The organism is Bacillus sp. 3255, assembly GCF_031456485.1.
GTDB lineage: Bacteria > Bacillota > Bacilli > Paenibacillales > NBRC-103111 > Paenibacillus_E.
Genome location: NZ_JAVDUS010000007.1, coordinates 312,661 through 325,845, shown reverse-complemented (window position 1 = coordinate 325,845; position 13,185 = coordinate 312,661). Strand labels below are relative to the sequence as shown.

At 47.3% G+C, this 13,185-nt stretch carries 11 protein-coding genes and 1 riboswitch; of the genes, 1 reads left to right on the top strand and 10 read right to left on the bottom strand.

The features are described 5' to 3' along the window. The first annotated feature begins 350 nt into the window (after positions 1–350). Positions 351–1,631: an ArsB/NhaD family transporter gene (locus tag J2X61_RS13505; RefSeq protein WP_379240117.1), complete on the top strand. Its 1,281-nt coding sequence runs from the start codon at positions 351–353 to the stop codon at positions 1,629–1,631. An 88-nt stretch (positions 1,632–1,719) separates the two neighbouring features. On the opposite strand, the gene J2X61_RS13500 is transcribed toward J2X61_RS13505, so the two are convergent. From J2X61_RS13500 to J2X61_RS13455, 10 genes are all read right to left on the bottom strand, one after another. Continuing rightward, positions 1,720–3,252: a glycine betaine uptake BCCT transporter gene (locus J2X61_RS13500; protein WP_310188351.1), complete on the bottom strand. Its 1,533-nt coding sequence runs from the start codon at positions 3,250–3,252 to the stop codon at positions 1,720–1,722. A 121-nt stretch (positions 3,253–3,373) separates the two neighbouring features. Continuing rightward, entirely contained in the window at positions 3,374–4,555 is a 1,182-nt protein-coding gene (locus J2X61_RS13495; RefSeq protein WP_310188296.1) for a cation:proton antiporter, read from the bottom strand. Between the two features lie 476 nt (positions 4,556–5,031). Then, positions 5,032–6,189, bottom strand: a complete 1,158-nt coding sequence (locus tag J2X61_RS13490; protein ID WP_310188295.1) for a KamA family radical SAM protein — start codon at positions 6,187–6,189, stop codon at positions 5,032–5,034. Positions 6,190–6,417: 228 nt separating this feature from the next. Then, positions 6,418–6,555, bottom strand: a riboswitch (cyclic di-AMP (ydaO/yuaA leader). 52 nt (positions 6,556–6,607) lie between these two features. Next, entirely contained in the window at positions 6,608–7,021 is a 414-nt protein-coding gene (locus J2X61_RS13485) for a DoxX family protein (RefSeq protein ID WP_274470184.1), read from the bottom strand. A 215-nt stretch (positions 7,022–7,236) separates the two neighbouring features. Next, positions 7,237–8,442, bottom strand: coding sequence for an MFS transporter (locus J2X61_RS13480; protein ID WP_310188293.1), 1,206 nt, complete (start codon positions 8,440–8,442; stop codon positions 7,237–7,239). Positions 8,443–8,627: 185 nt separating this feature from the next. Next, the gene (locus tag J2X61_RS13475; RefSeq protein ID WP_310188291.1) at positions 8,628–9,110 is read right to left on the bottom strand and encodes a DinB family protein; all 483 of its coding nucleotides are present in this window, start codon (positions 9,108–9,110) and stop codon (positions 8,628–8,630) included. 76 nt (positions 9,111–9,186) lie between these two features. After that, complete coding sequence (gene msrA / locus J2X61_RS13470) at positions 9,187–10,182, bottom strand: peptide-methionine (S)-S-oxide reductase MsrA (RefSeq protein WP_274470900.1); 996 nt, start codon at positions 10,180–10,182, stop codon at positions 9,187–9,189. Positions 10,183–10,605: 423 nt separating this feature from the next. Next, entirely contained in the window at positions 10,606–11,271 is a 666-nt protein-coding gene (locus tag J2X61_RS13465; protein WP_310188290.1) for a response regulator, read from the bottom strand. Then, positions 11,249–12,328, bottom strand: a complete 1,080-nt coding sequence (locus J2X61_RS13460; protein WP_310188289.1) for a sensor histidine kinase — start codon at positions 12,326–12,328, stop codon at positions 11,249–11,251. Before J2X61_RS13460 ends, J2X61_RS13465 begins: the two co-directional genes overlap by 23 nt. Before the next feature lie 225 nt (positions 12,329–12,553). Next, positions 12,554–13,099 (bottom strand): pyridoxamine 5'-phosphate oxidase family protein, encoded by a 546-nt coding sequence (locus J2X61_RS13455; RefSeq protein ID WP_310188288.1) that lies wholly within the window; start codon positions 13,097–13,099, stop codon positions 12,554–12,556. Positions 13,100–13,185: the final 86 nt, after the last annotated feature.

Here is a 13,185-nt window from a genome sequence, read left to right as displayed (position 1 = left end):
CATTAATTTAATAAAAATACATATATTACCTAAACTCTCCGTATAGGACTTAGGTCCAAGGTTCAAACCCAAAATAAAAAGCCCTGGAAGTTTCCCAAGGCTTCAAAAATGGATGAATGACTTGACACGATCGCGGCATCATTGTAAATTAATAACGCGGCGAATGTTTGAATCGCGCCGTTCATATCATGAATCAATTGCATAAATACTGTAAGTTGGAGGAGCCTGTCACCAAGGGCTCCTTTTGGTCTTTTTTGGCCATGCCGAGCCCTTGATTGGGCTCTTTTTTTGTGCAGAGAAAGGAGATCGCCCGTTGTAAGCCAACCCAAAACCAACATATAGGAGGAATTATGGAACAGCAAGCAATTCTAGCTATTGGTATCTTTCTAGTCACTTACGGCATGATCATTGCCGAGAAAATCCATCGTACGATCATCGCTATGCTCGGCGGCGTCCTTATGGTCGTCCTCGGCATTGTCAATCAGGAAGAGGCTTTGCATCATATTGATTTTAATACCTTAGGACTTCTGATCGGGATGATGATCATCGTAAGCATTACCGCTGAAACCGGACTTTTCAAATATATCGCTCTTCTCTCGGCCAAAAAGGCGAAAGGCGATCCCGTGCGCATTATGGTGGCACTCGTGCTCATTACTGCGGTTGGATCCGCCTTTCTAGACAACGTGACGACCGTGCTTTTGATGGTGCCCGTTACATTCAGCATTACCCGGCAACTGCGTGTAAATCCGGTACCTTACTTAATCACACAAATCTTAGCATCCAACATTGGGGGGACCGCGACATTAATCGGGGATCCGCCGAACATCATGATCGGGAGCGCGGTGAAAGAGTTAACCTTCATGGCCTTCATCTATAACCTTACACCTATCGTTGTGGTTATTATGGCCTGTATGCTTCCCCTATTCGTGCTCCTGTTTCGCAAGCAAATTCAGACTACGCCGGAGCTGCGAAGGGGTATTCTGGAATTAGACGAAAAAGAAGTCATCACGAATAAGCCCTTGCTATTGAAAAGTGTTTCCGTCTTAGCGCTTACAATTGTCGGCTTCTTCCTGCATCAAATGTTACATTTGGAGTCCGCCACTGTTGCCTTGACAGGCGCGTTCATCCTGCTTCTGCTAACCGGTGAACATGCCATGGAAAATGCGTTTACCAAAGTAGAGTGGACCACGATTTTCTTCTTCGTCGGGTTGTTCGTCCTGGTCTCCGGCCTTGTGGAAACCGGCGTCATCACCCGATTAGCCGCTCACGCCATTGAACTGACCGGAGGGGACCCCGTCGCGACCTCCATGCTCATCCTATGGCTCAGCGCGATTGCATCGGCCTTTCTGGACAACATTCCCTTCGTAGCTACGATGATTCCAATGATCCAGGAGATGGGCAATATGGGCGTAGATAACCTTGAACCACTATGGTGGAGTCTCGCACTTGGCGCATGTCTGGGCGGCAACGGTACCCTGATCGGGGCGAGCGCCAACCTGATCGTAGCAGGCTTGTCGGGCAAGGAAGGCCACCCGATTAAGTTCGTTACATTTATGAAATACGGCTTCCCGCTCATGATCTTGTCTGTTGGTTTAGCCAGTATTTATATTTACATTCGTTACTTCCTATAAGCGGGAGTTCCTTATGAACTTTCCATTTGCGCTCAGTCAGCGCATGCGTGAATTTAACTCGACTGGGCGTTTTTTTTAACCACAGGCGTTAAATTTCATTTTGCTTGCTTAGAAGCTCATCTAATTTCTTCATACGCCTTTGGTCTCTGCTTCTTAATGTTTTTTCATCTTGCCTGAGCGCGATCATTAAGGATATGCACATCCCGATAATAATGATGGCGAAGGGAACTGCTGCAACAATCGATGCGGTTTGCAGTCCGCTTAAGCCACCGCTAATCAACAGCACAATAGCGATAGACGATTGTAGGAGTCCCCAGACAATTTTAACTTTGTTCGAAGGATTGGGATTCCCTTTCGTAGATAGCATACCGAGAACGAAAGTAGCCGAGTCCGCTGATGTAACAAAGAAAGTGATAATCAATAAAGTAGCCATAAAGGCTATGATATGACCTAAGGGCAATTGCTCCAGCGTTAAGAACAAGGCGGATGTGACATCCTTCTCAGCCGCGGCAGCGATTGGATAATGATCAAACAACTCGATATGCAGCCCCGTCCCCCCAAAAACGGAAAACCAGATGAAGCTAAAGAGGCTTGGTACCAAAAGAACGCCTAGAACGAACTCCTTAATCGTTCTGCCTTTGGATACTCGGGCAATAAAGGTTCCAACGAAAGGCCCCCAAGCAATCCACCATGCCCAATAGAATAAGGTCCAAACGCCTACCCAGGAGCCTTGTGTAAAAGGTGTCATTCTCAAACTCATATACACAAGATTTTGCAGATACCCTCCTAGTGTCGAAGTAAACAGATCCAAGATAAAGGAAGTGGGGCCGACAACAAAGACGAATGCCATGAGTAATACGGCAATGAGCAGATTGATGTTGCTTATCAGTCGGATTCCTTTATCCAGCCCCGTCGTGGCAGAAATTAAAAATAAGACAGTTACCACGGCTATTATAATCACTTGAACCATGGGATTTATTGATATTCCCAACATATGATTCAACCCGCCGTTTATTTGAAGGGCTCCAAGCCCAAGTGACGTAGCTACGCCGAATGCTGTAGCAATAATCGCAAGTGTATCGATTAAAGCTCCGACACCTCCCTCTGCTAATTTCCCAAGTAAAGGTGAAAATGCAGAGCTGATGAGACCCTGTTTATCTTTCCTGAACTGAAAATAGGCAATAGCTAGCGAGATGAGGGTATAGATCGCCCAAGGATGAACCCCCCAATGAAAGAACGAATAACGCATGGCCAATCGGGCTGCTTCCGTAGTAGCTCCGGTTGCTCCTTCAGGTGGAGATAAATAATGCGATAACGGCTCCGCAACTCCCCAAAATACAAGACCTATCCCCATTCCTGCACTGAATAACATAGCAAACCAAGAGACGGTTGAATATTCTGGCTCGTCATCGTCCTTCCCCAGCCGGATCCGGCCATATTTGCTAAAGGCCAAATAAAAAGCGAAAACTAAAAAAGCAAACGTTGAAATTAAAAAAAACCAACCGAAATTTTTTATGGACAGGTCAAACATTGAAGTTGCTGTTGCAGCAAGCTGTACAGGAGCAAAAGCCCCCCAAAGTACGAATATCAGAATAATACCTATCGAAATATAAAGCACCATCTTCTCAAATCTTCCTTTCATCCGGACTTACTTGTAATATTTACCTTGGAAATACAAATAATGCGTATAGAAGAACCACTCTAAGATCATCCGATCTTAAAGTGGTCTATGTACATTCGTATTAGGTCACGTTGAGTTTCTTAACAAGTCGGCCGATCGTTGTCCCTTGAACCAGCAGCGAGAACACGACATTGCTGAACGTCATAGCTAACAGCAAATCGCGCCCTTCAAAGTTGGGGGAAATGCCCAATATCAACGCAATGGACAATGAGCCTTTTAACCCTCCCCAGGCAATGACCGGTTTCCAGATCCGCGGGACTTCTTGGTCAAAAATAAGACTTACATATACAGCTATGAACCTCGCTGCAAGGACAATCAGAATACTGCCGCTAATTTCAACCCATTTCTCGGCGAAATGAATATTTGAAATCTCAAGCCCCACCATCAGGAAAATCAATGCATTGGCGATAAACGCAATTGTTTCCCAGAAAGAATCCATCTTGTCATGCGTTAAGTCCGACATTCCCGTGTTCCTGCCATAGGTGCCAAGCAAAAGCCCTGCAAATACAACCGCTATAACCCCGGAGAAATGAAACATTTCCGCCAACTCGAAGGCGCCATAGAAGAGGATGATGGAGAGGCCGATCTCCACAAGGTAATTATCAATACTGGAGGTGATTTTCGAGGCGATATAACCTGTTGCAACGCCGATTGTTACACCCCCTAGAATAATCTTAACAAACTCCAATGAGCCGTGCAGTACGCCTGACATGGTCAGTACGGTTGTCCCTAGGGCTATTTTAAAAAGAACAACCGCTACACCGTCATTCGCCAAGCTCTCTCCCTCCACAATGATCGATAACTTCTGGTTTAAGCCCATTGATTTGAAAATCGTTAAAACGGAAACAGGGTCTGTCGCCGCCATCAACGCACCAAAGACGAGCGCTTTTTGCAAATCAAGACCTAATAACCAAGATGACAGCGCTGTTATCAGAACAAAGGTCAGAAAGGTTCCTAACAAAGCAAGCAGCAGTATCGAACGCTTATGGTCTACGATTTCACCAAAAGGCAGTTTGAGCGCAGCATCTCCGATCAGAGCCGATAAGAAAATCAGAATCACGGCCGTCTGAAAGACATGATCGGAAACCACGAACGTTTTGATTTCGTGAAGAGCCTCGATGGGGAATAGGCCTAACAGAAGTCCTGCAACGACAAGTAAAGTTGGATACGGTTGTTTTATTTTATCCGCCACATACGCGATTGCAACTGCGATTCCCAGCAGAACCAGCCAATAGTGAAACATGAAGGCCCCCTAAATAACCCTTTTCCGCTATTATGCGTAGGTTGGTCCTTCCTTATTATTACTGCGCCCTCCTCCCCTCTGTAAGGGACTTGTACGCTAGAAATTCGACCGGACCGGGTATCTGCAAGCAAGCTTGCCGAAGCGGTTGGGATCCGTCCGCTGAAGTGAGGTCTGACGATAGATGCGATTAATCGCGGTTAAGCAGCGAAAGCGGAAATACAGTGCGTTATTTTGCCCCCAAACCGCCTGTCGGGGACGGATAGGGAAATACGATCCGCTATTTCGCAGATTTCCTACCCGAAGAGAGGAGAATTGGTGAAATAAAGGCTTGTATTTCCTTCTGATTCCTCAAATCCACCTGATTGTTGGAAATAGCGTATCCTATTTCCGCTCAAGCCGAATTGAAGTGTCGAAGGTGGAGGCTAGCTCTCATACAAAATAGAGGAGTCCCTCCAGGGAAGGACTCCTCTCAACATTTATCGGCAAGGCAAATCCGGAAGATCATTAACGGAAATAATGTCTTCCGCCAGCTTCCTCGGCTTCTTCCACAGGTTCTCACTGCCTGGCAAATCATCGAACCAGGCGGCATCGGGGGGACATTCGAGTATCATGAACTTCCCATACTGCTCATCGCGCGATTGATGGTATTTCAAGTAGGCCTTGCCGCCTTCGATCGCAAGAATCTCAATCTTGCCCGAGGTATGGCTCATAGACAACCTCACTCTTTTGCCAAGACCCGATGTTAATGATTTGGCTGCTTCGACCAACCGATAAACCTTCTCTAAAGGCAATACGAACTCCCGGTTACCGGCAACCGGACGATTAACAAAGAAGTAATAAGGCGTAACGCCAGCCCACGATAACTTATCAAGTAACTCCGCGAGCACGGATGGATCATCATTAATTCCTTTAAGGATCGGCGTCTGATTCACTACGATTGCACCGGCATTATGTAAGGCATCGAAGGCTTTCTTGGCTTCATTCGTAATTTCTCTGGGATGATTGATATGAGCCATTACATAGATTCGTTTATCAACAGTAGAATAGGATTTAATAAGTTCAAGCAAGGCATCATCTTCGTATATTCGCATTGGGTTAAAAACAGGAATTTTGGAGCCTAGCCGCACTATCTTCACATGATCGATTTCACGCAATCGCTCTACGATGTTCTTTAGTTTGGATGTCGCGAGTATTAAGCTGTCTCCACCGGTCAACAATACATTGTTAATCTCGGGGCGGCCTTCAATATAGGCAATACCCGGATCGACATTCGCCATCGCTTCATTCACATCATGCCGAAACAGTCTTTTGCGGAAGCAATATCGGCAGTAAGCTCCACACACCTCAGAAACCAGCAATAATGCCGTCGTCCTATATTTATGCTGACAGCCGGGAACCACATAGTTGGTATCTTCATCGGATGCATCCCAGCGTCCGTACTCCTGAAGCTCTCCCTCATTCGGAATGATCAGCTTCTTAATCGGATCATTCGGGTCCGACCAATTAATCAAATTCAAGTAATAATCATTCACACGAAATACGAACTTTTCCGTTATTGCTTTTAGCTTCCTTCGTTCCTGTTCAGGAATTTCCGTGATTTTCTCAATATCGGTAATATATTTCGGCTGTGCCATAGATGATCCTCCTCGAAATTCAGATTCTGACTAACGATCTGTCGGGATTACGGATTCCCCATTACCTCCTTTGCGGCATGATGGCTATGGATGGGCGTATGTAGACAAATAAAATAGACCCGCATGAGGGCGCAAACCGTAAACGTACGGTCTAGTCCTTCAACGACAGGTCTAATCAAATAAAAAGACCCGTCATGCGGGTCAACATGCAATTATTTGCATAGTAAATCATTGACCCATCCACTGCTGACGAGGTTAGCTGCCGGGCTCGGGAAAGATGGTTCCCTACATAAAGATTCGCCCCAAAAAATTGGTTCCCCCGCTTCCCGAAATTGTTAGATTCCGGAAATTAAGCGTAGTTTTATCTTACACAACTATGTTGTATTCGTCAACGGAAGTCCGGTTGGTCCGACACATTTTAAAGCTTGCGGTTCTCCGGACGTAAAGCCCACGAGACCATATTCAGGGCCGCATAGCAAAGCGGAAGGATAAGTGGAAACCCGTAGTCGGCAGCAAACACATGAGAGAAAGCCGCACCGGTCATGACGAAGAAGATTCCGGCATAAGCCCATTCTTTGAGCCGCGGGAAACCCGGCACGACGAGAGCGATGGAGCCCAGCACTTTCCAAATCCCAAGGATCGTCAAGACATACACGGGGTATTCAAGTTTGGCCACTAGCTCCAGGTTCCCCTCTAACTGCATCAGCTGCCCGATACCGCTTATCGTCATAGATGCTGCCAGCAGTGAAGTGACGATCCAATAACCGATGCTTCTTCCTCCGGGTCTTGCTTCTACTCTCGCGATTGTTTCCGTACCGATCATCTTACTCATTCATGATCTCCTCCTATTTTAACGTGCCAAATGACGATTTATAATTGGACACCATTCAGTGTCATATTGATTATATGACACCATTCGGTGTCACGTCAACCTCTTTTAATCGCAACTTTCGAAAACCACTGTACGTACGGCAAAAAAAAAGAAAACGACAGCACAGGACGAAAACCTAGTCCCGGACTGCCGCTTATGATCTTGTGTTGCCCTGCTCAGACGCTCTCGGACGGTGCGTGCCGTTCCTTGGCGAACGTCCGCAGCAGCGGGGTTCGCAAGCTCACCCACCAGAAGGCTGCAGTCGCCGCCAAACTAAGCACCGTGCATAATATGAACGCCGAGGCGAAGCCAAATCTGGACGAATACCATCCGCCCAGCACGGCGCCGACAATTTTGCCCGCACCTAACAAGATAATCGAATTGAACATCAGGCCCGTTGCCTTCAGTTCTTTCATCACATGCTCGTTCACATAATGCGAGAGGCACAAGTAAAACAGAATATACGTCCCGCCGTGGAGCGCCCACATGATCACAACCGTCTGCGGCGTCAGTGCCGTTGCATATAGCAGCCAGCGGATCACATGAATCAAGCCCGAAAACAGCAGGATGTTGACCATACCGAAGCGCCGGAAAATCCAATCGAACCAAATCATGAACGGAAACTGACTGATCGAACCGATCGCAATTCCCAGACCAATGATCTCCATACTGACGCCTTGCTCCTGACTATAGATCGCATGAAATGAGAAGAAGAACCCTAACGTCGAAGACAGGATGAAAGCATACGTATATAGCACCATAAGGGGCCGATGTTTGAACAGTTCTGTCACCTTGACCTTCTTCTTGCCGTTCTGATGGCCTTCGACCTTGGGCAATAGCAGCGATATGACGAACGAAACGAACATCACGACGGAAGTTACGAGAAAGATGCTGTGAATATTCCGGGCGAACATCCAACCCGCCAATACGGACATGACCGCATACCCAACGGAGCCGAATGTACGCACTCCGGAAAACTTGACGATTCCTTTCGAGGAAAGCTCCAGCGTAATGGCATCGCTTAGCGGGTTAATCGCCACTTGGAAGAAGCTGAACACGACCATGGCGAGCAGCAGCAGCCCGAACGAGATGCCGGACCACTGTACGAGCCAGACCGATAGCGCGGCCAGCAGAATGCAGCATACAAGCACGTTGTTTTTGTACCTTGAACGGTCACTTATAATTCCCCATAGCGGTTGTGCAATCAAGCCGATAACGGCGCCGACTGAGGTCAGGATCCCAACCTCGAAATTCCCAAGCCCGATCTCCGTATAATACACACTGATGTAGGAGAAGAAAGCACCGGTACTCATATAGATCAGCGCGTAAAACAAAGACGTCTGCATCATGATTTTATTCATCGTCGTCCACACCTGCAGCATGCCGCATTCCCTTATGTATCATGCATCCCACCGCTTTCAACTTGAATTGCGTGCTTCTTGCCTCATCGCTTTGATTACCTATTTCGATGGCATCCGCATGTTCTCCTTTCTGACTTGTCTGCGGCTCGAAAATAAAAAGAGGCTGCTCGCGGCAGCCTCTTCATGGCGGAACTTAAGTTGTGCGTTCAATTCCTACTGGCAGATCGGTTGACTTCTTGCAGAAGCTGGATCATAGCGGACGCGACACCAATATGCGTGGCCAAATGCTCGGAGGTTGCAAGCAGGAGCTCTCCCCGGTTGTCCGCTTTCAGAAAGTTCTCTTTCACAGGCACTTCCAATTTCCCTCTCAACGTCTCATTGATCAAATAACGCTGTTCTTTTAATTGCGCGATAAGTATATCCCAGGTTGGCGGCTCTTCGGTCCAATCCGAAGCTTTGGTCCGGTAAGCGAACATATTTTGATAAGTAGCCGGGATAACTTGCGGCAGGTCCGCAAGAGCGAACACGTGGAACTCCGTCACGACAAGCACATGCCCGACATGCCATAGAAGATTTGTTTCAAAGCCTGCAGACACAACTTGGCGTAACTCGGCGGGACATTTGCTTACCAGGTCAATAAAAGCGTCATGTTGTTTGTTAAACGAATGGAATACGAATGGTTCTCTCATAGTTAGCCCTCCAGAATGATATTAGTAGGATGATGTTCTTGCCCGCGTATATATGGAAACCGAATGAATCGGGTGATTAGTCAAACAGCTTGGCATATGCACCGTAGCCTTGGTCTTCGAGCGCTTGCTTGGGGATAAACTGTAACGATGCAGAATTTATACAGTATCGAACGCCCGCCGGTTGGGGTCCGTTATTGAACTTGTGACCCAAGAAGGAATCAGCCTTCTTGCTTCTAACCTCAGGAGCGACAGACAAGAAGCCGCCGCTATGCGTCACAACCAGATTGTTGGGCTCCAGCGGTTTGGTGAAATTCGGCCAACCCACACCTGCATCGAATTTGTCCTTGGAACTGAACAGCGGCTCGCCGGACACGATATCCACATAAATGCCCTCTTCGTGGTTGTCCCAGTACTCGTTGTGAAACGGCTCTTCGTCCCTTCCATGTTGAGTGACTTCATATTGGAGCTTGGTCAGTGTTTGGAGCTTAGCTTCCTTGTCCCCATCTTGCTGCATGTTCACGATCCTGTCACTCCCCCAGATTGGATCTAAGCTTGCCTCGCGGCCGGAACCGAGCAGATTAATTTTGAAAGCGATCGGGTTCTTCTTATAAAAGTTTTGATGCTCTTCTTCCGCCTTGTAAAACGTCGTGGCAGGCTCAATTTTCGTTACAATCGGTTTACCGAACCTTGCTGAAGCCGCTAACGCATCTCTGGATGCCTCCGCCAACGCTTGCTGTTCATTGTTCATATAGAACAAGACGGATTGATATTCGCTGCCGCGGTTGGCGAACTGACCGTTAGCATCCGTAGGATCAACGTTTCGCCAGAAAACTTGCAGCAGGTTGTCATACGAAATTTGATCCGGATTATAACGAACTTCCACCGCTTCGAGATGTCCTGTCCTGCCGGAGCCTACTTCTTCATACGTGGGATTCTCCGTATGACCTCCCGTATAGCCATTTTCAACACTTAACACACCGTCAAGCTTCTCGAACACCTCTTCCATCAACCAGAAGCAGCCGCCTGCGAAAGTCGCCGTTTCATAAGGCGTGTTCGAAACTTCATTCGTCATCACCGCAGCTTGCGCTTTGACGATATCCTTTTTGTGACTGGCACTGAATAAGGAATAGCCAAGTAAGCCAAGCAGCGTGACGGATAACACCATAAAATTGCGGTTTGTTAGCTTCATGATCCTTTCACCTCCACGGTACATAAGGGAGTCGTATACACCCGGGTATCCCTTAATAGTTCAGAAAACAATTGACTTCATAGAAAGTTCCAACCACTAACGTAAGAAGAACAGCCACAAGGACGAAACGCACCGTCGATTTTTTCACGTCTATCCTCCTTTTGTTTTTCGCTACTTGGATTGTAACAAGAATGAATCGCAAGCAAACCTGTGGAAAGTCATGAATTCACAGCAAAAAGGGCACGACCTTTGATCGCTAAAGCATGATATCATTCATGCTCTATGCCAAAAGTCATGCCCTCTTCATCAGCTCAGATGACGAACGGAGAATAACGCCGCTTGCGTTCTATCGCGCAGCCCAAGCTTCGCAATCAGGTTCGAAACGTGATTCTTCACTGTGCCTTCCGTAACAAAAAGCAAGTCCGCCATTTCTTTATTATTGAGTCCTTGACCGAGCAGAGCCAATACCTCTCTCTCCCGGTCCGTTAAATGCCTAAGCTCGTCAGGCTCGGTGCGCTGAGCCGAATGGACCTTGCCCGGATTCACTTCCGTTATTTTCTTGATCTCTTGCAGCAGCACTGCCGTAATCTCGTGTTGAAAAACGGTCCCGCCATTATATACCGTTTGGATGGCGCTTACGATCGCCTCTGATGGCATATCCTTTAATAAGTAGCCATGAACGCCTTTCTCCAGCGCCTTCATAATGAGCTCGGCATCGTCGAAGGTGGTCAGAATCAATACTTTGGTCTCCGGAAAATACTTGAGAATTAACTCCGCCCCTTCGACCCCGTCCATGCCGGGCATTCGAATGTCCATCAGCACCACATCCGGCAGCCACTCGGCTGTCTTGGCATAGGCGTCTCTCCCGTCCACGGCCGTTCCCACCACTTCCATATCCGGTTCCAACCCGATGATGGTCGCAAGTCCTTCTCTCATCAGACGTTGATCGTCAACGATTAATATCTTCTTCAATCCATACTCGCTCCATTTCTGTTACAGAATAAGGGAATTGCACTTCAACCGTGAATCCCGTTCTCTGATCCGTCCGAAAATGCACATCGCCGTGCCACTCCCGCACCCTCTCCTGCAGATTCATTAACCCGAATCCCGGTTTGAGCTCGTGAGGCAGCTCCCCGTCGTTCCGAATGCATAAGGTAAATGCCGCTTCGGAGTAAGTTAACATGATGTAGGCATGTTTGGCCTGTCCATGTTTTTTGGCGTTCGTAAGAGATTCTTGTACAATTCGATAAGCAGTTAGCTGCAGATCGGCAGGGAGAGTGACAGGCTCTCCCTCCACTTCAAGCACGGTATGTACGTTGGCGAATTGGGTGAACTCTTCGGCAAGCGCCCGAAGACGCTCCTCGAACGAAGTGGACTGTACAGGTTCATCACGGATCGCCCTTACGGAAAGACGTAATTCTTGCAAAGAGGACCTGACTAGCTCCTCGCACATCAGGTAGGCTTGCTCGCTGCGCGAAGGGTCCGCTTGGTTGAGCTTGCGAGCCACTTGCATTTGAACCAGCAATGCCGTTAATTTATGCCCCACCGTATCGTGAATATCGCGTGCAATTCTTACTCTTTCTCTCGCCGCCGCCAACTCTTCCGCCTTGAGGGCGTATATCTGCAGCCGCTCATGGGATTGCTTCAATTGTTCATACAACTGCACCGTTTCCTTGCGCGCACCTTGATAGAAATTAATCAAAGAGCTCACGATCCCGGCGAAAACAATAAAGGAACACGTAATAAAATAGCTGTTTTTATCCAGATGCTGATACAAGTACCAATCAATACTGCCCATTGTAACAAGATAGACGATAAGCAACAAAATACACGCTGCGATGAGGATGCGGATCTTCTTCAGAAACATCAGAATGGCCAGTGCCGTAATGCCGACAAACAAGTGATTGGGGAGATCTCCGCTCACATAGACATAGCCATAAGAAGCTGATACTAAGAAATCGATGATGAGCAGGTGAAAAAGCCAATTTCTCCGCTTGTTCATTTTGGTGTAGAACAAACTAACTGCCAAGAATACCCCCAAAGAAAAGACTAAAAAACTGAATCGCCAAAAAATCGCAATCGAATTCTCATAATAATAAACACTTGTCAGGACCAATTCGAAGACAAGCTTTAATCCAAAAAACAATCGCAATGAGAGCGGCGCCTTTTGCATAAGATCCGTTCCTTGGAGCATGATCGCCTCTCCTCTCGTCTGGTGGATACATACGTTATCAAAGCACGGTCATTTATAAGATTAGATATCCATCTCTACCTTCCTGCCTGGGTAGTAAGACAAATTCGGATCCATTTGATTTTCTTTGGCGGTTCGTGCGCTGGGAATAAGCTTGTATACTGCGGTATAGCTTCCCAGCGATGAGCGGTACCTCTCGACATGGGACTGTGCAAGGCTTTGCTCGTAATACCCCGGAACGTACTTATCCAACATGCCTTGCATGGCCGCGGTAGCTTCTTGGAGATCCGTCACCTTCTCGAGTGCCCCGAATAGCATCACGCTCATGTAAGCTGTATCCGTTTTGGCGGGGATAGGACTTACCATGGTTCCGTAAACTTCAGATACGGTGAAACAGCAGTTGGGATTGGCATGAATCATCTCCACTTTTCTTCCTTGCGCTGCTCCATGAATATATACGGCTCCATTCATCCAGACATAATTTAAAGGCACCACATAGGGCGTAACCCCATCCGTTAATCCAAGATACCCTGTCCGTGCGCTGCTTAGGAATTGCTCAATGCGCATTTCATCTGTACATACCAATTTTTCTAGGCGAACTTTCTGCATGTTTCCATCCCATCCTTCTAAATAAATGATAAAATCATTGTAGAAAAGTTCTGTACATGAGAAAAGATCCAGAATCAGAAAAATGA